The organism is Hydrogenophaga soli (genome assembly GCF_054777695.1).
In genome coordinates, this window is sequence record NZ_BAAHAK010000007.1 from 15,388 (window position 1) to 35,152 (window position 19,765).

Genomic DNA, 19,765 nt, shown 5'->3' on the forward strand with positions numbered 1-19,765 from the left:
ACAGCGCAATTCGATCACAGGGAGGAGGAATTAGATGACCATCGTCGAAGCAATCAAAGCTGTCATGCAGGGTGCGAATCAGCCGCTGAGTGCTCGTGAAGCCTACTCGAAGATTATCGAACAAGGGCTTTATGTATTTCAGGCAAAAGACCCGCAGCATGTCGTGCTCATGCAGATTAGGCGGCACTGTTTGGACCTGGATTTTCCAAGCGCCGCCTCGACGAAACATTTCCGGATGGTCAGCGACAATCAGTACGAACCTATCGAGACTTCACCACCATCGGGGACGCAACGAACACGAAAGGCCAGGAAAAACTCCGCCTCGCAGACCAAATCAAGCCAGCCAGCCAAGGAAGCGCCCCTTCCGACAGTAGAAAAGCAACTCTGGCAACTGCACAAGCGCTATCTCGACATCTTCAAGAAGCACATGCTTCAAGAGCTCAAGCGGCTTCCTCCGTCAGGTTTTGAAGCATTTGCCAAGGAATTACTTGAAGCGTACGGTTTCGAGGATATGAAGGTAACGAGTGTTTCTCGTGACGGTGGCATAGACGGGCATGGAAAACTCAAGGTTGGACTTGCCTACCTAAATGTCGCATTCCAATGCAAACGCTGGACAAAGACTCACATCCACAGACCAGAAATAGATCGATTTCGTGGAGCGGCCCAGGGCAAATATGAACAAGGTATTTTTCTCACAACATCATCATTTTCACAAGGCGCAATTGATGTCACAACACAGCCAGGCGCCATCCCTATTGTGATGCTCGACGGTCAGGCGATCGTAAAGCTCATGATCGAACGAAAACTAAGAGTCGAATCAAGTCTTATGGAAATCCCGACTTTTGCCCTTTGAAGCGGCTGTGGAAAAATGGAAATAACCAGCTTTACCCCATCAACATCGGGTGAGCATCTATTTCATTTGCTCGTAAATGAAGTAATCGGTATTCGCTCGCCACACTCGCTTAAGAACTTACCAATCCTCGAATTTGGCGGTCGGTCAGATGACTTTTCGAGCTATTTTTTAGGTGTAACCGCCTTAAATATTTTAGCTCGTCTAGTTAAAAAGGCTGAACGCATCTCAAATGTAGACGACGCGAGTCTCCATCATGGCTTATTTGTGCACTATCTTCAGGAAACAATAGAGATGGCCAAACAAGGTGATGACCTGGTTGATCGTGTAGCTCGCTTATCGCTCGATGCGGCACGAAATTCCAAGCGCCCAATAAAAGATTCAATAAAGAAGAAAGTCAGGGCAAACAGAACAGAAGTTCCTTGTTATCTGTGCGGGACAATGTGCTCTCATCAATCCGATGATCCGCGTAGTGCAATCAAGTATGAGCATATCTGGCCGTCCAGCTACGGCGGAGATAGCATTGCTGAAAATCTACTGCCAGCCTGCTGGGGATGTAATGAGAAGAAAGACGATATGCTTCTATGGCATACCGGTGCCATATTCTCCGTCGTTCTCAAGCCCGAACCATCCGACGAGGAGATAAAGTCGATTGGCAGGAGAGAGAAAATCGCGCGACGAATTCAAGACATCATACGATTTGCCAATGAGAAAACACTTAGTTTAAAAGATGCGGCACTTGCACTGGGACCGGCGAATTTTTCGTCGATTAGTCCCATTAATTCGGCAGATTCCGTTGACTATTTCAACTTTTCATTTTCCTAAGGGCCGCCATGAGATATCCCTGCATTATTTTTCGTCAAAAGCCAGAGGAGCCCAATGCACCGAGCTTCTGCATGTTCAGGGCACCTGCTGGCGAAATCGAATCTTGGTCAACCGTACCAAGACTATCTCCAGACGACGTTAGTGGAATTCAGCGCGCGCGAAACGATTTCAAGGTAAAGTCGATTAGCAAATTTCTCCAAGAAGATTCGCGCAACACCATTCCTACCGCGATTGTCATTACTCTTGGAAAAGACGCATATAACCTTGAGAAAATGCCGGATAGCGAAGAGATGGGCTTTATCGAGCTGGACGAAAAAGACAAAGAAAGCATCTTTGTCGTTGATGGACAGCATCGATTGTACGGTCTTGGATTGTTTGACGAGAAAGCAGCCGTTCCAATTGTTGCGATTCTCGACGCAACAAACGAGGAGAAAGCCTTTCAATTCATTGTGATCAACAATAAGGTGTCAAAGGTCACTACGGATCACATTCGCGCGCTCTCGATCAACTTTACCGATCAGGCGGAAAATCAAGATCTTGAGCAAAGACTCCGAACCGCTCGCCTTTCCCTACATAGGCACGTTGGCTACGTGGGACTGGCTGACGAGCTTCAAGACAGTCCCTTCTGTGGCCTCGTGAATTTACCGGGCAAAGCTAATCCAGAACAACGAATGGTAGTGCCTGCGGCAATTGAAGCAAGCATCGCATTCATTCAGTCGAAGAAATTTAAGCAGTTATCGGATGATGATTCGGCTTTCGAGTTCTTCATTACGATGTGGGCATCAATCAAGAATTTATGGCCAGGAGCATTCTCCAAAGAGAGCAAACTATTGAATAAGGTGGGCTTAGTAACGATGACAAAATATGTCACTGAGGCCATTGACTCCTTAGCTACGTACAGCGGACAGCTAGTTAACTTTGGGAATGCAGAGGACGTTCACTCTGCAATCACAAGAATACTTTCATTCCAGACAATAGAATTCTGGCTGACCGACTGGACTATTTCTGTCTCCGATACGAAGGCGGTGCGCGATCAGGTGGAAGGCGCGCTAAAAGCAGTTCAACAGAATTTGCGCGATAAGGAGCCGTGGAGTTTGGATATTCCGCTCATCAAGACTACAACGGCCGCCTAGAAAGGGGGGGCGATCACTGCCCCTCAAGTGCGACAGCCAGCTCAGTAAGCAGATCTTCTTCACGCCGGGCGACAAGATAGGAGAGCCCACGATGCACGTGAAGGAGAAAAGCCTGCCGAATTGCGTCTTCAGAGATTCTCTTTCCCTCGGAGAGCAATCGAACGATCAGCAGATTGGTGTAGAGGTCTTCCTGGCCACCAGTTAGCGTGCGCCAGTCGATCTCCAATCCACCGGAAAATGAAAAGTTCTCGTTAGGTGGCACGGATGGGTTTGCCAACGAAATACATAGCGCATGTCGGCAAATGGCGTTGTTGTGTTCAATTCCGGTGCGGCGCTTAATCGTGGCAAGTTGGTTACGTGCGGCCGAGGTAAGTTTAACGCGCTCCATCAATGCGCCTCCGTGGCCAGAAAATTGACTGTTGTTCGCCCCTCGCCATCGTCGAAGTCCAGCGAGTACTCGGCATTAGTGAAAGGTTTGAGGGCATCGTAGGCGGAACCATCAACCTCTTGGTCAGTAGACAGCACAACGACCTGGTGCGAGACGGTTGCGAAGAATCGCTTGATCATTGCCGAGCGGTGCTGCTGATCCAACCTGGCCAGCGGTGTATCCACTACCACCGGGAAGCGTCCTTTGCGTTCCTTGATCAATGCGCTGAGGACCGAGATCGCCAACAGCTGCCGCTCTCCGGCCGACAAGCGATCCATGGGCAGCTCTTGTTTCTTGCTGTCCTTGATTGACACTTGATAACTCGTGGGGTCGACGACAACGCTCGCGATCAGATTCTTTTTCCGCATCAGATTCCGAAACTCACCGGTAATCACGTCGGAAAGCCACTGGGCCTTCGATGCCAACAGTCGATCTTTGAAGACGGTAAGCACCTTGCGAGTCCTGGCCGACGCTTCCAAGCTTTTCGCCTCCATGGATCGATCGCGGAACTCGGTACCCAAGCGCGCCTGAGCAGCATTCAGCCGTGTACGAACATGAGCGAGGTTGCTCTGTGCCTCCTCCAACTGCTGGGTCAATGCGATAAGTTGGGCTTCCGCTGCCGCAGTCACTTTGCTTCGCTCGCTGAGTGCAGACAGGATATCGCTAATTTGCTCCTCTGCTGGAATCTCCCCAATACGCTGCTCGGCCCTGTCCAACTGGACTTGCGCAGCCTTCAGAGCGTCCAACTCACGCCGAACCTGACTTCGACTCATCGTCAACTGACGTTCTACGTCTTTCGGGGGCGCATCGTGCAAACGCGCTCCGCCCTTGTCACGAGCCGCCGAGTACGCCTTGAGGTCCTGCGCCAGAGCATTCCTGAGCGCGTCGATAGCAGACTTGGAAAGATTGGCCGGCAACGCAGACAGCACCCGCTCATCGCGCTTCTTGAACTCCTGCCCAAGTAATTTTGAGTGTCGTGCGTGCTGATCCCGCTCCCAAGCATCAACGTAACTCGGCCAGAGATGCGTCAGCCAAGCGAGCGGCAATATCGGATCTGACATTGCGTCAGCCAGATTGGAACGCGCTGCGCCGACGGTCTTGCGGGCCACCTCGACGGAGTTCCGGATCGCCGCAGCTTGCTCATACGCTACAAGCCCCTTGCGCTGCGCCTCAAGCGTATAGCGATCCAACGCATTTTGAGCCTGGTCTGCTGTGTTTCGAGCAGAGGCCAGCTCCTGTGTCAGACGCTGAATACGCGCCTCCAAATCAATCGCCTGGCTGTGCCAGGTGCCCACATTGGCGCGAGCCGCTTCAAATTCCTCTGAGGTATTCTTGTTCTTTAAGGTCGCACGTCGCTCAAATGCCTTCAGATCGTTACCGAGCGCTTCGATTCCGCCGATGCCAAGAAACACCTCAGTGGCTCGCTTGAGCAAATCAGGCAGGCGTTCGGGATTGGCTAACGCCTCGATCTTCTCGCCATCGAACAAGAACAGTTGCACGAGTTCGGCGGGCAAGATGGAGCCGATAAATTCATCCCAAGTCTGAGAGAAGTCAATGTCGAGGCTGTTATCCTCGAACACGGAAATACTCTCTTGCAATCCATCTGCCTTTGCAGGCCACTCGCGCCTTACGTTTAACTGGCGGCGCGCGCCACTGACTTCGACCACGACGCCAATTTCCACAACGCTATGGCCTTGTGCGTCACGGCGCTGCAAGCCAAGTAGTAGTTGCTCGTACTCAGATCGTTTTAGCCCCGGTAACGCCTTCTGACCGTAGAGTCCGATCTGCAAAGCAGTTAGCAGCGTCGTTTTGCCACTGCCATTGAGTGCTTTGACGAGAATAACGGGCTTGCCAGTACCAACGCCGAGGTCAATGGTTTGTCGTTCGCGAAATGGCCCCAGGTTTTCGATGGAGACGTTTGTAATTGTTATCTTTGCCATGGATTACGCTATCAATACCGTTGCATCTGATGCCTCCCCATCCGAGTCATCGGTGGCGCTGGACAATGCAAACTCAAGGGCTTCGTTTTCATTACGGAAGGCATAGTGCCTGAGCACTCCCTCCAGCCGATCCAAATGCTTGGATCGCTTATGAGCCTCAATCGACTGGAACTGCACCGCCAAAAGGCTGCGCGTCAGCTTGTAGAGTTCATGCGCGGCTTCGGGCTCTGAATCCACTTCGGATGCCACCTGCTCCAACATTGCCAAATCGGCACGATCCAGCGGCGCCTGCTCAAGCTCTCGGCCAGGGTATGCAGTCTCGAAGACCTCCGTGTAGATCTTGGGCACAAGGTCTTCAATCTCTCCCTTGCCCTCGACCCAAATACGCCGAATCTCATCCAGCTCGTCGATCGAGATCAATTCGATCAGTTGGGTACCCTGCTTCTGATCTGCATTTCGGACCAGTCGCTGGGCAGTGAGAAGCTCTTTTAGCAGCTTCGCGCGATGCGCCTGGGTATAAGGGCCATGAACAAGCTCATCACGGAAGACGGTGAGACGACCGTTCATGCGTCGGAAATCACGATTTGACCTATCTTCTACCGCCAGATGCTTGTCGCGGAAATCCAGGATGGGTTGCATCCATTGTTTTTGTTCGTCGTTCTGAATCATGGCTTGCATGGATTTGTCCTGCGAGACCATGGTGCACACGTAACAACCGAAACGGCTATCGCCACAACTGGGCGTCGAGGTATCCACAACAATCGGGCACTCGGCGTCCGGCGTTGCTCCCCGATAAATTCCGAACAGCTCCTGATTATCGATGCCCCACGGGTTGGGATTGGTAATCAGGAATTCCCAGACCGTGTCACTCGTCCAGCTTTCGATGGGGGGGTAGACCCAGACGCGCGACAAGCGGGGGTCTTTGTTCTTGCTCAGACGATCACGGGTACTGCCCTTGTACTGATCCATGACCTTGTCGCGTGCTTGGCTCTCGCCTCGCCGCTGTCCAAGAACCAGGATCGCCTCGCCATTCGACTCGGAGAGTTCTTGGATAAATTTGGTTGAGGCACTGATCTTGAGCCGGTCCGTGCACCAGCGGAATTTGGGCCGAGGCGCGGGGTAGCCTTTGCCAATCAGATTGACCCAGAAACGGTTCTCCATCGCTGGCGTCAGGCGGTGGGGATAAATTTCGAGCCCTTGTTGCTTGGCTGCGGTACCAATTCGAAGAAGCGAGGTCTCCACCCAAGCTGCAATAACCGGGTTCTCCACCAGCGTATCGGTACTGATGACATGAATGGGCTTGGTTCGTTGCTCGGCAGGCAAGCGGGTGATCGCAGTCCAAATCAACTGCAAGCAAGCCGTAGAGTCCTTGCCCCCGCTATAGCCTACGATCCAGGGCATGGGATCGGAGCAGTAGATCGCCTGGATCTCCTCGATGATCTGATCGGCGTCAATACTCATTTCGTTCTCCTTCCAGCCTGTCGTTGGGGCATACGCGATGCGGCCCAGGCTGCCTCCGCGCTTGATTCTTCGGGTGTAAGTTTCAGGCCAAGCACGCGCTTGATCTCGTTACACGTGAGGGTAATGTTCTGTCCGGACTTCGCCATGGCGCCGCCAACCATGGCGCGGCCTTCCCAGGTCTTGGCGTTCTGGCGCGACCAGTCCACCGTGCGAAGCCGCTTAATACGTTTGGCCCGTTCTGCCGCGGGCAGTTGATACAGTGCGCGTCCCGCTCGCCCAAGCGCCTGAAGCACGATGGCATGCGAATGGATGAAATCTCGACGCACATCGCCGGACGTCATTTTCGATTCGCGCACATAAGTCCATTCAGGAATCTGCTCGCCAACCAATTCCCAAAACTCCAGACACATCTGACTGGCCGACTGGAAATCTTCCAGTTCTTTCTCCGACAGGAATTCGGTGGTCGCGAAATGCACCGCGCTCAAGGTGAACAAACTTCTCGACCTCGGCGATAACGAGGAACGCTCGGCTTCGATCAGTCCCTTGAAAACGTTTGAGGTCAAACTTAGGTGTCGCGCGAGATTAGCCGCAGCGCTGCGATGGTCGTACAAAATGCCGAGCGATGCCGACGGCTTCACGGCGTGGCGATTGAGGTCTGCAAACATCTGTTGGCAGCGCTCAAGCCCGCGATCGACGAAAAACACCACGGCAATGGTTTCTTCGCCAAGCTCCGGAGCTGCATCGAGTGCCTGCAAGATTGCAGCGCGCCGGTGTTGCCCATCATTGACGATGAACTTGGCGTGCATGGAGACGGTGAGCGATCCCATACGGAAATTGGTTGGACCCTCCGCATCAATAGGATCAAATTTCACTTCGCCGTCGACCGATACCGTGATGGCGGAGAAGGTGTAGCTGTCGGGATTCTCGACGATATAGCGCGCTATCTCCGGTACACGTGCTTTGTTCAGCGTTCGTTGAGCCCGGAGTTCCGGCACGAGCTCTTCGTCGTCGAAGATAAAAAACCGGCGCAATAGCTGTAGTGGGCACATCGAGACGTAGTATTCGCGCCCCGCTTGCACCCCACGTATCGCCGGAAAGACATAGGTAAAAGCATTCGCCATAATGGTGGAAATTTTACCATGTTTGTATGCAAATACACAAACGTACGTCACCCTCCCCGCTGTGACGAAAACGGGCAATGCCCCTCACCCGAAGAGCGGACGTCCGGCGTACCGCCGCCGGGCTCGCGGGCTGCGCCCCGCGCTTCGTGACGAATCGCGGCCATTCGGCTTTGATCCCTGACGCCTCCGGCCTTCTCTGCGTTCGGGCCTGCGCGCTCCGCTTGCCACCCCATCTGCTGTCGGTGTGTGAGAGGTGGTCTTGCTGTTCCCTTCAACGTACCACGACGTTCTCGCCGTCAAGGGCAGCGCGCCCTGCCCTGCGGTTGGCCGCTTGCGTCCTGGCGGCCGTCTTCAACCCCTGACCGCTGCCCTGCGTCGTGTTTCGCCGGTTCCGGGCAATCCCGCCCGATTCGAACCGGAGCACGATCATGTCGCAACTTTCCTCTTCATTCGATTCCTCCCTTCTCGTTCGCGATGTCGCTGGCGACTACCGTCCAGCCAAGGCTGACGAGGTGCTGCAGGCAGCGCTGCGCGTGCTGGCCGGACAGATGTACGGCAGTGAGGCGCTGACCTCGCCGCAAGTGGTGCGCGACTTCCTGCGGATCAAACTCGGGACACTGGAGCATGAGGTATTCGCGATCATCCATCTGGATGCGCAGAACCGCGTCATCGACTACGTCGAGATGTTCCGCGGCACAGTGAGTCAGACATCGGTCTATCCGCGCGAGGTGGTCAAGGAGTCGCTGGCACGCAACTCGGCGGCACTGATCCTGGTGCACAACCACCCATCCGGCGTTGCCGAGCCGTCGCGGGCAGACGAGATGCTGACCCAAACGCTCAAGTCAGCGTTGGCCTTGGTGGATGTACGGGTGCTGGATCACTTGGTAGTTGCTGGTGCCAACATCCTGTCGTTCGCCGAACGCGGGCTTCTCTAAATCCGGGGGCCTTGCGCCCCTTTTTTTGCTGCGCTCGTCGATACATGCCGTGACGACTCCAGGGGTCGGCTCCGCCCACCCCGCCGCGCAAGCTTGGCGCCCCAAGATCACCGAACAGGCTGCGCCTGATCGGTTTGCCCACTGATTCCGCGCTTCTGTTGCCTCACAGGGCGGAGATTCTGATCCTTCTCAGAATTAAGTTCGCACTTCCCCCGGCAATTTCGGAGCGTACTGGGGGCTGGCTTGCTGTTCCCTTCACCTTATCACGGCGTTCTCGCCGTCAAGGTCTGCGCGTGCCTTGCACGCTAGCGTCCTGCGGCCGTCTTCGAACCCTGACTGCTGCGCTGCGCCGTGCTTGTCGCGGTCTCGGGCAATCCCGCCCGGAATCCTTTCAAGGAGAAGACCATGACGAAGCTGATCACCGACGAACAATGCGCGGAACTACTGGCCAACGGCCGGCAGTCGATTGACAACGAGGACTTCGACCCACAGCCTGTGGTCAAGCTGTTCACCCCGGATGCCGGCGCCACCTGGCTGCTGACGGAGATCGACCCGGAAGAGCACGACCACGCGTTCGGCCTGTGCGACTTGGGTCTGGGGTGCCCGGAGTTGGGCTGGGTAAGCCTGGCAGAGTTGGCAGAGATCCGGGGGCAACTCGGACTCCCGGTGGAACGCGACCAAAACTTCACTGCGACGAAGTCGATTAGCGCCTATGCCCGCGAAGCTCGTCTTGCGGGACGCATCTTGACTTAGCCGTCGCAGCCGGGCGTCGTCGGTTTCCGGCGGCGCCCTTTTCTTGTTGGCAGCATCAGAGCAAACGCCCCACAAACACTGAAGCAACTGCGCGCTTCGCTTGCATGGGGTCTGCGCCAACTGCGGCCGCTTGCCTGTCGAGCCATCTTCCTTCGCTCATCACCTTGTCCGCGACTGTAGCCCGCGGCCGTGTGCCGTCAAGGCGCGCCGGGCCGTGTCCTCGCTGCGCTGCGGGCCGCACCCACCCGGCGCCTTCCTCCTTGACGGCCCCCGTCCGCGCGCTCCTGACCGTCGCGGGCGATGAACTCAGGAAAGACGGTGGCAACGAGGCCGGCCCAGGTCTCCGCGCCGACCCCACCGGAAAGCCGAAAGGCGGGCTCCGAATCTAGGAATCCGGTGTGCGGTTTCAACAGCAACCCTTTTTGTCAGGAGAAAGATCATGCAAATCGCATCCCGTTTCGCTTCCCGTTCCCCGTCGCTGCGCAGCGATTACCCGCTGTCGGATGACCAAATCCGCCGCGTGGCCCCGTCCATCTTCGCGGACGCCCCGCATGAGAGCCGTTCCGAGCGATACAGCTACATCCCCACCGCCGCCGTGCTGACCGAACTGAGGAAAGAAGGCTTTCAGCCCTTCATGGTGACGCAGACCCGTGTGCGCGACGAAGGCAAGCGCGAGCACACCAAGCACATGATCCGGCTGCGCCATGCCAGCCAGATCAACGGCGCGGAAGCCAATGAAATCGTACTACTGAACTCGCACGACGGCACCAGCAGCTATCAGATGCTAGCGGGGATGTTCCGTTTCGTTTGCAGCAATGGCCTTGTCTGCGGCGACACCGTGGCGGACGTGCGCGTGCCTCATAAAGGCGACGTGGCCGGACACGTCATCGAAGGCGCTTATCAAGTGTTGGGCGGCTTCGAGCAGGTGAAGGAGTCCCGCGACCTGATGCGCGGCATCACGCTGGACGATGGCGAGGCCGAAGTGTTCGCCCGCGCCGCGCTTTCCCTCAAGTACGACGACCCGGACAAGCCCGCACCCATCACGGAATCGCAAATCCTGATGCCGCGCCGGTTCGACGACCGCCACCCCGACCTGTGGAGCGTGTTCAACCGCACGCAGGAGAACTTGACCAAGGGCGGATTGCAAGGCCGCGCCACAAATGGCCGCAGGCAGAGCACGCGCCCGGTGCAGGGCATTGACCAGAACATCCGCCTGAACCGCGCCCTGTGGCTACTGGCCGATGGCATGCGCCAGCTCAAAGCCTGAACCGTTCCCCCGCCGGAGGGACGGTTTGCCATGTGCCGTGTGGTGGCTCATCGAGACGAAGGCATAACCGCGATCAGTACCGCGCCCAATCTGTTCCAACCTGGGCGCGGCGGACGCAAAAATCCGGGTGCGGCGGTGGCCGCGCCCGGTTTCAACACCCGCAGCAAAATGCCATGCCTGTACTGGCGGCCTTGCGGTATGATGAAAACTACAGCCGCGTCACGCTGAACCTGCTGCCGGGTTAAACGACGTTTCCACGCTTCTCCTTCGCTGACCGTGCCTATTCCCCGGTCGATGCGTAATCGGCAGACATCGGCCAGTCACTGAGGAATTTGGCATGACTGTCTCAACGTTTTTCGTTTCCGAAGCTGCCTTGCGCACCCTCAAGCAGAGGGCACAGCGCGGCGTGAAAGGTGTTTCTTCGTCCCACCTGAGCGAAGCGGTTGCCGCAGCCTTGGGATTCAAGACCCATGCGGCGCTGCGTGCAGCCCTTACCGGTCGCGCGACCGCAGAGGCGCAGAAGCCGAGCAATGCCCGGCTGGTGCAGCGCCTGCGGCAATTCGGCTACGCCGCACCCGACGACCTGCGACTGCTACCGGAGTTCGAGCACTCCTATTCGCCGTTCAAGACCTTCCCGCTGCGAACGCAGCGCAGCGCGCGCTGGTGGGTCTGGCGAAATCTGATGGTGGCGGCTGTCAACGCTGGCCTCGAACAGCGCCTGTTCGGGCTGTCGGAAGGCGAGAACTGGTGGCCCGGTGGTGCCGAAGACAGTCATCACTGCGAGCGCAGCACCTATCGCTTCGTGTTCGATGGAGATCTGGCGGCGGTCGCCAGTGTGGATGCGATCAGCGGCGGCGAGCTTTCCATCAATGTTGTTCTCAAGCCTCGGAAAGCTGACATCCAGCCGGAGTGGTATTGCGATTTGAGCAGTGGGGACGCGGTGGCTTCTGGTTGGGTGGAGCGGCGCTTGGGGGCTTGGCTTCAGGATGGTGGCGAAGATGTCCACTGCAAGCGTGCTTTGCAGTCGCGCATTGCGGATGTTGGGATCGAGCCTGCGGGTTACTCCGATCAGGGCAGCTTCTTCATGTAGCTGACCTACGGCGTAATAGCAGTCTCGGAGCCTGGGCGTGTCGGCGAGATGCGCCGCCGGGCTTTCGGGCTGCGCCCCGTGCCGTCCTTGCCGTCACGGCCATTCGGCTTCAGTCCCTCACGCCTTCGCGCCTGCGGCACTGCGCGCTTCGCTTGCCTCCAGGGGATCGGCCGTAAGGCCCATTCCCGCCGCGCTCAGCTTGGCGCCCCTCGAATACCGTCGAACCGGCTTGCGCCGGATCGACCAAGCCAGCGCCCCGCCGCAATAGGCAGGGCATGGCGGATACGCCATGGCTTGCTGCGGCAGGTTGTGCGCAGTCGTGCCTTCATCAACGCTGGCGGTTCTTGCCCATCACGTCACGAAGAACGGTTCACGAACACGCTCCCCAGCCTCGCCATGGAGTTTCCACACCACGCCTCAAGACCGGCACCGCTGAGTGAAGTGGTGACGGTATCGCCTGTCGTCGGGAGATTGACCTGGCCCGCGTCTGGATGCACACCGCTGAAGCCTCCGTGCGGGGATACCGAGCTGTCCATGTCTCCTTTCGTAGGGAGGTTCGGCCCAAGGCGTCCTTGGCTTGTCGTGAATCCTGGCGGGGGCACGGCTGCGCCTCGGGCTTCATGGCTGCAACCGTCCGGCGCAAACAATTTCCCCGCCGCTACGCGGCTTCCTCGCGGGACAAATTCTTTTCGCCTTCCGGTTCTCCACTGCGTTGCGACCGCAAGCGGTGCAGCCCGCCCGTCCCCCGCCGGCCGGATCACAACAAGGACGCGATGGGCGCGAACCTTGTTCAACCGAAAGGAAAAATCATCATGGCCAACATCGGCATCTTCACCGCAGACAAAGATGGCTTCACCGGCACGCTTCGCACCCTGACGCTCAACGTCAAGGTCAAGCTGGTTCCCAACGACAAGGGCAGCAGCGAGAACGCTCCCGACTTCCGCCTGCAGGCAGCCAGTCACGACATCGGCGCGGCGTGGAAGAAGACCAGCGAGGCCGGGCGGGAGTACCTGTCCGTGATCCTCGACGATCCTTCGTTCCCGGCAACGGTCTATGCCCGCCTGATCGAAGGCGAGGACGGCACGCACGACCTGATCTGGTCGCGCAGCAAGCCGCAGGCGGCCTGACGGCCGCAGCGCCCCGCCCACTGTGGCGGGGCGCAGGGTTCTTACTACATCACGTCAGCGTGCCCAGGTACGCATCGCTGTCGTCGATGCCCAACTCGATCCACATGGGCAAATGGTCGCTCATGCGGTAGGTACGCCAGTCCTTGAAACTGCGACCGGGCTTCTCGGCCCGCTCGTTGGCGTAGGTCTCTTCGTCTTTGAGCCGGTAGACGTGTTCGAAGAAGTCGAACACACCGGCCTGGCCAGTCAGTTTCAAGCGGGCCAAGTGCTTGTAATAGGCAATCTGGTCGTAGTGCTTGTCCTTGGCAACGTTCGATCCGGGAATGGTCTGCAACACTTCTGGGACGATGAAACCAGCCTGTTCGATGGCCTCCATCGTCACATCCTTGCGGTTGAAGATGTTGAAGTCGCCCAGCATGATGAGGTTGTCGGGCTGCGGTGGCGTGCCTGGTTCGTACTGGGGCGCCCCGGAGAGTTTGACTGCGTTTTTGGCGATTGTCTGACCGAATGCAGTGATCTCGGCCAGCCGGCGCGGGTCAACGGCCACGCCCTTCCCGTAGTAAATGTGAACCGTGGCCAGCGTCAGGTAAGCCCAACCAGCACGGAATCCCGCCACATAGGGTGAGCGCGCCAACTGCATCGGCTCTTCCTTCGCGCCTTTTTCCTTGGGCAGCACCAATTCGGCCGCCAAGCCAGTGAAGCTAACCTTGCGGCGATCGTACAGGTAGGCCATTCGCTCGGCATTGCCAGACGTACCCAACGTCACGTCGGTGACGAGAAAGTCCCAGTCGTCTCCCAGTATGCGCCGCAGACGCTGCAAGGGGTATAGACCGTCACGCACTTCCTGAATGGCGATCAGGTCAAAACGACTCAGAACCTCGGCGATGTAGTAGTACGGCTCTTCGCTCCTATAGCCGTACTTGCCGGAGTCGAACTCTCGGATGTTCCACGTCGCCAGCAACAGAGTGTCGGTAGCGGTGCGCTTCGGGATGGCTTCGGCCAACACCGGTCGCAGGCGCTGCAGGCCCTCAATGGTGCGGCGGCGAACCGTAGCGTCCTTGATCCTCTTCAACCCGGCGTAGTAAGGCATGTTTCCCCTCCAATGTTTGGTTGCATCTATCCGGTCTTGCCCGCGACTTCTTCCAGTTCTCTGCGCACCTGCGCAAACAGTTGATCTGTCTTGGCCATTTCGTTGCCAGCATAGGCCAGCGTTAGCAGTGTGAGCGGGTGTACGTCCATCACCTCGCACAACTCGGCCAGCTTGTTGAGCGTTGGGCTCTTCAGGTCGCGCTCCAGCGAACTCAGGTAGGTCCGGCTGGACACGTCAGAGAACGCTTCCTGGCTCAGTCCGCGCGCCTTCCTGACCGTTTTCAATGCCTTCGCCAATGAGCTTTTCGCCGCCATCCAGTGGTTTCCTTAAAAACCAAGATGACAGTCGATTGCGCTCTATAGGGCTACAATCTATAGTATTCATTTGACGGTGAATAATACGACTTTGCGCCTTTACAGAAATCCGCATCTGCGGATTTCAACAGAACCGGAGAGCCGCACCCGTGTCTTTCCTGACCTCCATAAATCCGCTTCTCCGTTTCCGTGCATGCACGGATTCGACGGTTTGCGCTTCCGTGTTTCCACACAAAAGCACCATTCAGGTTCGGTGGTTCCACGCTTTCGCGGAAATGTGGGTTCGTGCATCCTCGGTTCCGTGGGGGTCCTGACCATGACCCAGCCGCTCACCACCGCCGACGAGCGCGCGCAACTGCTCGCCAACGGCGCAGCACGCGCCGCTGACCAGAGCATCGACCCGCTGCCCGTGGTACGGCTGTTTACGCCGGATGCGCACGCGACCTGGTTGCTCGCAGCGCTCGAACCGGCCGATGGCGATACGGCCTGGGGCCTCATCGACCTCGGTATCGGGATGCCGGAATTGGGGACGGTCAAGCTGTCCGACTTGGCAACCATCGTCGGGCCGCGCCAGCGGCCCATCCTGCGTGACCGGTATTTCCGCGCATCGCGGCCGTTATCGGAATATGTCCGGCTGGCACAAATTGATGGTTCGATCCCCGACTGATCGACCCGCATGACTCTGCCACGGCAGGCCGTCTAGACACAGGCCGTTGCGGCGCATTGTGTCTATTTCGGTCTGGCGTATGACGGTGGCAATCTGAATCGCCACTCTTGCGCCAAGGCAGTGCAGTTCTGACCGAAAGGGGCATGATGCACTGCGCGGTTTGCGGCAGGGTATCCGGCGCTGCGCCCCATTTTTGGGCGCAGCCGTCGCAGTCGGACGATCCTTGCAAGACTTCGGAGCCCATCTGTCTTGACACCGCTAGTTACAGCTTGAGTTTATTCCTTTGGTGGTAGGGAGTGGAAGTTTTGATGGCGTAGCTCCAGCGTGCCGACGTGGCGACGATCCCTGACAACAGGAGGTTGCCTCATGGCTGATCGAAGCGCCGAATCTTGGTATCCCACTGCCGCGTATCTCTACGTGCTGCACCTGGATGATCTTGCTCTGGCCTGGGAGTATTTGCGTCGCCATCCCGACTACCGCCGCGACTGGTTACGCCATCGCCGCCAACCGGCCGCCGCCCACTGTTGGGGGCTGCGCATGCTGGAAGATCCGGCCTTGGATGCGCGTGACGCGCATCCGGTCTGGCTTCCCGGCCATCCCTGCGTAGCGCAGCTTCACCCAGATATCGACCCGCCACCGGATGCCGTCGCGTTCGAGTTGTGGCGCATTCCCGGACACAAGCACCTGGTCCACGATGGACGGCGCCTGATGCTTACTGCGCGTTGGCCCGACTGCTGCCTGCGCCTGGCGCTGGCCCCAAGCTTGGAGGACGGCATGGCCTACGTCTGTGCCATCCGCGCGTGTGACATGCCTTGCGCGCGCCACTGCATGCTTCGGGCCGAATTGGACAAGCTGGCCGGTGCGGCCAAAGGCGCGCCCGCAGCAGCGGCCCGGCCACGGCCCTCGCTGACCGCGCTGCAGGAGTTGCGCACCTTGCAGGCACTCGACGCCAACTTGGCAGGTGCGTCCTTGCGTGAAACCGCCGAGGGACTGTTCGGCGCCGACGCCGTGGCCAATGGCTGGTACGCCGATGGTGGCCTGCGGTCGCGCGTGCGTCGCCTGGTCCGACGCGGGCTGACGTTGATGTGCGGCGGATACCGGCGTCTGGCCCACCTCAAATAGTTTGGGGAGGGTCGTTTGCATTCCATGCAAAACGACCCTCAACGGGGCGCATCGCTTTCCTGAGACTGCCTCCATCTGGCCGCGCTGTGCGGCCGGGCTGTCCTGACCGATGGAGGCTTACCCGATGCGACCCGCTCCCTTGCGCCCTGCCGCCGCGCCCGCTACATCGCTGCAGTCCGCTGCTGCTGCACAACCCCAACGCTACCTCACCAACGACGAAGCCGCCGAATACCTCCGCTTGTCGCCGCGCACGCTGGAGAAACAGCGCGTGATCGGTGGTGGCCCGCGCTTTCGCAAGTTCGGCCGTCGCGTCATGTACGCGGTGGCCGACCTCGATGCCTGGGCCGACCAGCGCAGCTTCGAGGCCACGTCCGATCCCGAATACGCCGAGCACCACTCGGCCGACAGCCGTGCGCGCTGATCGGCGCTTCGCCGGTGGCCATCGCCATGCCCAGCCCCTCGCTGCCGTCCCGACCATCGGGACAGCGACCAGCGCAGGAGCGGGAACAGCTCGACCTGTTCCGCGCGCTGCCGGGCGACATGGCGCCGCGCGACAGCCAGGATTTGATGGCCTTTCCGTTCTTCTCGCTGGCGAAGTCGAGGCGCGTCCAGCCGATCGACTTCCGCGCCGGCGGTGTGACGATCCGCGTGGAGGGAACGCAGGAGCATGGCATCGCCACGATCTGGGATGCCGACATCCTGATCTGGGCGGCCAGCCAGATCGTGGAAGCGCGCGACGCGGGCATCCGCCCGTCGCGCCTCATGCGCGCTACGCCCTACGAGATCCTTCGCTTCATCGGGCGCGGTACGTCGCTGCGCGACTACCAGCGCCTCAAGGCAGCCTTAGATCGCCTGCAATCGACCACGGTGGCCACCTCCATCCGCGAGACGACCGGGCGGCGCCTGCATCGCTTCTCGTGGATCAACGAATGGAAGGAACTGGCCGACGCCCGCGGCACCCCGCTGGGCATCGAGCTGATCCTGCCGGACTGGTTCTATGCGGGCGTGTTGGATGCGGCGCTGGTGCTGACCATCGACCCGGCCTATTTCAAGCTCACGGGCGGCATCGAGCGCTGGCTGTACCGCCTGGTGCGCAAGCATGGCGGCAGGCAGCCAGGCGGCTGGCAGTTCGACTTCAAACACCTGCACCGCAAGTCAGGCAGCACGGCGAAACCCTACGACTTCGCCTGCGACCTGCGCGCACTGGTGGCCCGGCAGTCGATGCCGGGCTACGTCCTGGGTATCGAACGGATGCCGGACGACGGGGCCGAACTGCTGACCTTCCGGCCCGTGCTGCGGACGGCACGGGGATAACTCGGGGAAAACCTGTGAATGGCCTCGTGCTATCAGGCGTGGCGGCTATCGTGCTATCGGGCGTGTCCCTATCGTGCTATCAGGCGTGCGAACTCGCCGAAAACCCAATAACGGCGCGGGTTCCCGGTCTCTCTAACTTCCCTAACTTAAATTCTTTAACTAATAAATACAACGCGCCGTTTCGGTGGAAAACCGCCAAACGGCACGACGCTCAGCGTTTGGCGCGACCAAGAAAACCCGGCTTTCCAGCAAGGAGGGCCGTGCCATGATCGTCGCTTTGCTGAACCAGAAAGGCGGCGTGGGCAAGACCACGCTTGCCACCCACATCGCCGGCGAGCTGGCCATGCGCGGCCAGCAAGTCGTTCTGCTGGATGCCGACCCGCAAGGCTCGGCGCTGGACTGGACGCAGCGGCGCGCCCAACAGGGCTTGCCGCGCTTGTTCAGCGCCGTGGGCCTCGCACGCGAGACGTTGCACCAGGAAGCGCCCGAGCTGGCACGCCGGGTCGATCACGTCGTCATCGACGGCCCGCCGCGCATCGCCGCCCTGGCGCGCTCGGCGCTGCTGGCGGCCGAGCGCGTGCTGATCCCGGTACAACCCAGTCCCTACGACTTGTGGGCGTCTGCCGAGATGGTGGCGCTGATCCGCGAGGCGCAGGTGTTCCGGCCAGCACTGCGCGCAGCCTTCGCCATCAATCGGCGCGTCAGCACGACCATCATCGGCCGTGAAGCGCGCCAGGCGCTGGCCGACCAGCCGCTGCCTGCGCTGCGCTCGGAAGTGCACCAGCGCATCGTCTTCGCCGATAGCGTGGCTGCTGGTCGGCTCGCCCGCGAGACGGCACCCGACAGCGCCGCCGCGCGCGAGATCGCCGCCCTGGTCGATGAACTGCTGCGGTGGCCGACATGACTGGAGCACGCAGCAAGCGCGTTGGCATCGGTACACGTCCGCCAGCGAACCCGCACGCCGAAGCGTGGGTTCGCCAAGGCGAAGCCGACGCCTTGCAGAAAGGCGACCTCTACACCGCGCGCCTGACCCTAGACATCACGCCATCGATGCGGGCGCGCATCAAGGTGTCGGCGTTCACACAAGGCGTGACGGTGGCCGAGCTGCTGCGCAGACTGCTGGAACATGAGTTCCCGGAGAAGACTCCATGAACACGCAACTCTCGACAGCCACGGCTGCCACCTCATCTGCGATAGCGCCATCGCTCGCGGCTCCCGCCGGCCAGGCCGGAACCGCGCCGCTGACCCGCGTATCGCTCGCCTATGTCGAGCAGCGCATCGACCTCTATCTGCGCTTTGGCGAGCCGGCGCGTACCGTCCGGCTCGACCGTTGGTGGGGCGTCGCTGTGTTCCTGCCCGGCTCGGTGTTCTGCCGCATCCGCTGGCATGCCAACGACTACGGGACGATCCGTTGGCAGCTCATGGTGATGCAGGCGTGCACACCACTGGACGCGGCGCAGCGCATCCCCGGCGTGCTGCCCGGTGCGCGGTTGCTGCTGCACGCCGAGGGCGAGCCAGTCGTGCGCGCCGTGATGACGCGGATCGACGCCATCGAGGCGCTGGGCATCGCCGCCATCGACGTGTCGCCCGCGTACTGGCGCACGCTGTGCAACCGCCTGTCGGCGCGCCTGGCGCTGCCCGAATACACCGCCGAGCGACACGCTGCCTGGCTGGCCGGCAGAGCGCTGCCATGACGATGGTTTCCACGTTCGGCACCGTGCCGCGTCCTCGCTCGCGCCTGCGCGCTCGCATTGCACTGGCGGGTCTGTCCGCCTGCGGCCTCGCTGCGCTGGCCTGGGCGTCCTTCGTGTCGCCGCTGCCGCGCCTGATCTACAACCCGTCCGACAGCGTGGCAGTTGGCTGGTATCGCGTCGAACCGATCGACCACCGGGCCGACTCGCTGCCCCGTCCATTGGCCGTTGACAGCATCGTGCTTGTCCCGCTTCCGGGCGCCGCCGCCGCGCTGGCCGCACAGCGCGGCTACCTGCCGGCGCACGTCCCGCTGCTCAAGCGCGTGGGCGCGGTGGCGCCGCAGCGAGTGTGCATCGTCGGCCACAGCGTGCGCATCGACGACATACCGGTGGCCGCCGTCTTGCCTGCTGATCGCATGGGCCGGCCGCTGCCATCCTGGCAGCAGTGCCGGCAGCTTCACCCCGGCGAGTTGTTCATGCTGAGCACGACCAGTCCGGCGTCGTTCGACAGCCGGTACTTCGGGCCAATTGCTGCATCCACCGTGATCGGTGTTGCGTATCCGGTCTGGCTGGAAACGCGCCCATGATGGCTACCGATTCACTGCGCTTCATCGTGCCATCCGGCGTGTCGTTCCGCT

At 59.7% G+C, this 19,765-nt stretch carries 22 protein-coding genes; 16 read left to right on the top strand and 6 right to left on the bottom strand.

What is annotated here, in order from left to right; all coding sequences use genetic code 11:
- The first annotated feature begins 34 nt into the window (after positions 1 to 34).
- From ACYVB7_RS13220 to ACYVB7_RS13230, 3 genes are read left to right on the top strand one after another with little or no spacing between them, the layout of a single operon-like run.
- A complete protein-coding gene (locus ACYVB7_RS13220) occupies positions 35 to 853 on the top strand; it encodes a restriction endonuclease (RefSeq protein WP_460508407.1) in 819 nt (272 codons plus the stop codon).
- Positions 854 to 868: 15 nt separating this feature from the next.
- Complete coding sequence (locus ACYVB7_RS13225) at positions 869 to 1,675, top strand: HNH endonuclease (RefSeq protein ID WP_460508410.1); 807 nt, start codon at positions 869 to 871, stop codon at positions 1,673 to 1,675.
- Positions 1,676 to 1,683: 8 nt separating this feature from the next.
- Complete coding sequence (locus ACYVB7_RS13230) at positions 1,684 to 2,808, top strand: DGQHR domain-containing protein (RefSeq protein ID WP_460508412.1); 1,125 nt, start codon at positions 1,684 to 1,686, stop codon at positions 2,806 to 2,808.
- A 13-nt stretch (positions 2,809 to 2,821) separates the two neighbouring features.
- On the opposite strand, the gene dndE is transcribed toward ACYVB7_RS13230, so the two are convergent.
- From dndE to dndB, 4 genes are read right to left on the bottom strand one after another with little or no spacing between them, the layout of a single operon-like run.
- Positions 2,822 to 3,196, bottom strand: coding sequence for a DndE family protein (gene dndE, locus ACYVB7_RS13235; protein WP_460508414.1), 375 nt, complete (start codon positions 3,194 to 3,196; stop codon positions 2,822 to 2,824).
- Positions 3,196 to 5,175 carry a DNA sulfur modification protein DndD gene (dndD, locus tag ACYVB7_RS13240; RefSeq protein ID WP_460508416.1) on the bottom strand — a complete coding sequence of 660 codons (1,980 nt, stop codon included), beginning with the start codon at positions 5,173 to 5,175 and terminating at the stop codon, positions 3,196 to 3,198. The genes dndE and dndD overlap by 1 nt, the downstream gene beginning before the upstream one ends.
- Before the next feature lie 3 nt (positions 5,176 to 5,178).
- Positions 5,179 to 6,636 (bottom strand): DNA phosphorothioation system sulfurtransferase DndC, encoded by a 1,458-nt coding sequence (gene dndC, locus ACYVB7_RS13245; protein WP_460508418.1) that lies wholly within the window; start codon positions 6,634 to 6,636, stop codon positions 5,179 to 5,181.
- On the bottom strand, positions 6,633 to 7,835 hold the full coding sequence (gene dndB, locus ACYVB7_RS13250; protein ID WP_460508420.1) for a DNA sulfur modification protein DndB: 1,203 nt from the start codon (positions 7,833 to 7,835) through the stop codon (positions 6,633 to 6,635). Before dndB ends, dndC begins: the two co-directional genes overlap by 4 nt.
- A gap of 350 nt (positions 7,836 to 8,185) precedes the next feature.
- Between dndB and radC the strand changes: the two genes are divergently transcribed.
- The 5 genes from radC (at position 8,186) to ACYVB7_RS13275 (ending at position 12,929) form a co-directional block, all read left to right on the top strand.
- Positions 8,186 to 8,692 (top strand): Mov34/MPN/PAD-1 family protein, encoded by a 507-nt coding sequence (radC, locus tag ACYVB7_RS13255; protein ID WP_460508422.1) that lies wholly within the window; start codon positions 8,186 to 8,188, stop codon positions 8,690 to 8,692.
- A 405-nt stretch (positions 8,693 to 9,097) separates the two neighbouring features.
- Complete coding sequence (locus ACYVB7_RS13260) at positions 9,098 to 9,445, top strand: DUF2958 domain-containing protein (RefSeq protein WP_460508424.1); 348 nt, start codon at positions 9,098 to 9,100, stop codon at positions 9,443 to 9,445.
- Between the two features lie 439 nt (positions 9,446 to 9,884).
- A complete protein-coding gene (locus tag ACYVB7_RS13265; RefSeq protein ID WP_460508426.1) occupies positions 9,885 to 10,712 on the top strand; it encodes a DUF932 domain-containing protein in 828 nt (275 codons plus the stop codon).
- A gap of 337 nt (positions 10,713 to 11,049) precedes the next feature.
- Positions 11,050 to 11,802, top strand: a complete 753-nt coding sequence (locus ACYVB7_RS13270) for a hypothetical protein (protein WP_460508428.1) — start codon at positions 11,050 to 11,052, stop codon at positions 11,800 to 11,802.
- 812 nt (positions 11,803 to 12,614) lie between these two features.
- Complete coding sequence (locus tag ACYVB7_RS13275) at positions 12,615 to 12,929, top strand: DUF736 domain-containing protein (RefSeq protein WP_460508857.1); 315 nt, start codon at positions 12,615 to 12,617, stop codon at positions 12,927 to 12,929.
- Between the two features lie 49 nt (positions 12,930 to 12,978).
- On the opposite strand, the gene ACYVB7_RS13280 is transcribed toward ACYVB7_RS13275, so the two are convergent.
- The gene (locus ACYVB7_RS13280) at positions 12,979 to 14,019 is read right to left on the bottom strand and encodes an endonuclease/exonuclease/phosphatase family protein (RefSeq protein ID WP_460508430.1); all 1,041 of its coding nucleotides are present in this window, start codon (positions 14,017 to 14,019) and stop codon (positions 12,979 to 12,981) included.
- A 26-nt stretch (positions 14,020 to 14,045) separates the two neighbouring features.
- Positions 14,046 to 14,333: a helix-turn-helix domain-containing protein gene (locus ACYVB7_RS13285; protein ID WP_460508432.1), complete on the bottom strand. Its 288-nt coding sequence runs from the start codon at positions 14,331 to 14,333 to the stop codon at positions 14,046 to 14,048.
- A gap of 316 nt (positions 14,334 to 14,649) precedes the next feature.
- On the opposite strand from ACYVB7_RS13285, the gene ACYVB7_RS13290 reads away from it, so the two are divergent.
- The 8 genes from ACYVB7_RS13290 to ACYVB7_RS13325 all read left to right on the top strand — a co-directional run bounded on the left by ACYVB7_RS13290 (position 14,650) and on the right by ACYVB7_RS13325 (position 19,714).
- On the top strand, positions 14,650 to 15,000 hold the full coding sequence (locus ACYVB7_RS13290) for a DUF2958 domain-containing protein (RefSeq protein WP_460508435.1): 351 nt from the start codon (positions 14,650 to 14,652) through the stop codon (positions 14,998 to 15,000).
- Between the two features lie 366 nt (positions 15,001 to 15,366).
- Positions 15,367 to 16,122, top strand: coding sequence for a DUF7011 domain-containing protein (locus tag ACYVB7_RS13295; RefSeq protein WP_460508437.1), 756 nt, complete (start codon positions 15,367 to 15,369; stop codon positions 16,120 to 16,122).
- A gap of 124 nt (positions 16,123 to 16,246) precedes the next feature.
- Entirely contained in the window at positions 16,247 to 16,543 is a 297-nt protein-coding gene (locus ACYVB7_RS13300; RefSeq protein ID WP_460508439.1) for a helix-turn-helix transcriptional regulator, read from the top strand.
- Between the two features lie 26 nt (positions 16,544 to 16,569).
- Complete coding sequence (locus ACYVB7_RS13305) at positions 16,570 to 17,436, top strand: replication initiator protein A (protein WP_460508859.1); 867 nt, start codon at positions 16,570 to 16,572, stop codon at positions 17,434 to 17,436.
- A gap of 265 nt (positions 17,437 to 17,701) precedes the next feature.
- On the top strand, positions 17,702 to 18,340 hold the full coding sequence (gene parA / locus ACYVB7_RS13310) for a ParA family partition ATPase (RefSeq protein WP_460508441.1): 639 nt from the start codon (positions 17,702 to 17,704) through the stop codon (positions 18,338 to 18,340).
- On the top strand, positions 18,337 to 18,588 hold the full coding sequence (locus tag ACYVB7_RS13315; protein WP_460508443.1) for a chromosome partitioning protein ParB: 252 nt from the start codon (positions 18,337 to 18,339) through the stop codon (positions 18,586 to 18,588). The genes parA and ACYVB7_RS13315 overlap by 4 nt, the downstream gene beginning before the upstream one ends.
- Positions 18,585 to 19,130 carry a DUF2840 domain-containing protein gene (locus ACYVB7_RS13320; RefSeq protein ID WP_460508445.1) on the top strand — a complete coding sequence of 182 codons (546 nt, stop codon included), beginning with the start codon at positions 18,585 to 18,587 and terminating at the stop codon, positions 19,128 to 19,130. The genes ACYVB7_RS13315 and ACYVB7_RS13320 overlap by 4 nt, the downstream gene beginning before the upstream one ends.
- On the top strand, positions 19,127 to 19,714 hold the full coding sequence (locus ACYVB7_RS13325) for a S26 family signal peptidase (RefSeq protein ID WP_460508447.1): 588 nt from the start codon (positions 19,127 to 19,129) through the stop codon (positions 19,712 to 19,714). The genes ACYVB7_RS13320 and ACYVB7_RS13325 overlap by 4 nt, the downstream gene beginning before the upstream one ends.
- Positions 19,715 to 19,765 lie beyond the last annotated feature (51 nt).

What these genes read in the sequence shown, in the direction of transcription:
- ACYVB7_RS13305 (WP_460508859.1), top strand. Translation starts at nt 16,570, where the DNA reads ATGCCCAGCCCCTCGCTGCCGTCCCGACCATCGGGACAGCGACCAGCG.
- ACYVB7_RS13225 (WP_460508410.1), top strand. Translation starts at nt 869, where the DNA reads ATGGAAATAACCAGCTTTACCCCATCAACATCGGGTGAGCATCTATTT.
- ACYVB7_RS13270 (WP_460508428.1), top strand. Translation starts at nt 11,050, where the DNA reads ATGACTGTCTCAACGTTTTTCGTTTCCGAAGCTGCCTTGCGCACCCTC.
- ACYVB7_RS13275 (WP_460508857.1), top strand. Translation starts at nt 12,615, where the DNA reads ATGGCCAACATCGGCATCTTCACCGCAGACAAAGATGGCTTCACCGGC.
- ACYVB7_RS13300 (WP_460508439.1), top strand. Translation starts at nt 16,247, where the DNA reads ATGCGACCCGCTCCCTTGCGCCCTGCCGCCGCGCCCGCTACATCGCTG.
- parA (WP_460508441.1), top strand. Translation starts at nt 17,702, where the DNA reads ATGATCGTCGCTTTGCTGAACCAGAAAGGCGGCGTGGGCAAGACCACG.
- ACYVB7_RS13325 (WP_460508447.1), top strand. Translation starts at nt 19,127, where the DNA reads ATGACGATGGTTTCCACGTTCGGCACCGTGCCGCGTCCTCGCTCGCGC.
- ACYVB7_RS13320 (WP_460508445.1), top strand. Translation starts at nt 18,585, where the DNA reads ATGAACACGCAACTCTCGACAGCCACGGCTGCCACCTCATCTGCGATA.
- dndD (WP_460508416.1), bottom strand. Translation starts at nt 5,175, where the DNA reads ATGGCAAAGATAACAATTACAAACGTCTCCATCGAAAACCTGGGGCCA.
- ACYVB7_RS13230 (WP_460508412.1), top strand. Translation starts at nt 1,684, where the DNA reads ATGAGATATCCCTGCATTATTTTTCGTCAAAAGCCAGAGGAGCCCAAT.
- dndE (WP_460508414.1), bottom strand. Translation starts at nt 3,196, where the DNA reads ATGGAGCGCGTTAAACTTACCTCGGCCGCACGTAACCAACTTGCCACG.
- ACYVB7_RS13260 (WP_460508424.1), top strand. Translation starts at nt 9,098, where the DNA reads ATGACGAAGCTGATCACCGACGAACAATGCGCGGAACTACTGGCCAAC.
- ACYVB7_RS13285 (WP_460508432.1), bottom strand. Translation starts at nt 14,333, where the DNA reads ATGGCGGCGAAAAGCTCATTGGCGAAGGCATTGAAAACGGTCAGGAAG.
- ACYVB7_RS13295 (WP_460508437.1), top strand. Translation starts at nt 15,367, where the DNA reads ATGGCTGATCGAAGCGCCGAATCTTGGTATCCCACTGCCGCGTATCTC.
- radC (WP_460508422.1), top strand. Translation starts at nt 8,186, where the DNA reads ATGTCGCAACTTTCCTCTTCATTCGATTCCTCCCTTCTCGTTCGCGAT.
- ACYVB7_RS13315 (WP_460508443.1), top strand. Translation starts at nt 18,337, where the DNA reads ATGACTGGAGCACGCAGCAAGCGCGTTGGCATCGGTACACGTCCGCCA.
- ACYVB7_RS13290 (WP_460508435.1), top strand. Translation starts at nt 14,650, where the DNA reads ATGACCCAGCCGCTCACCACCGCCGACGAGCGCGCGCAACTGCTCGCC.
- ACYVB7_RS13280 (WP_460508430.1), bottom strand. Translation starts at nt 14,019, where the DNA reads ATGCCTTACTACGCCGGGTTGAAGAGGATCAAGGACGCTACGGTTCGC.
- dndC (WP_460508418.1), bottom strand. Translation starts at nt 6,636, where the DNA reads ATGAGTATTGACGCCGATCAGATCATCGAGGAGATCCAGGCGATCTAC.
- ACYVB7_RS13265 (WP_460508426.1), top strand. Translation starts at nt 9,885, where the DNA reads ATGCAAATCGCATCCCGTTTCGCTTCCCGTTCCCCGTCGCTGCGCAGC.
- ACYVB7_RS13220 (WP_460508407.1), top strand. Translation starts at nt 35, where the DNA reads ATGACCATCGTCGAAGCAATCAAAGCTGTCATGCAGGGTGCGAATCAG.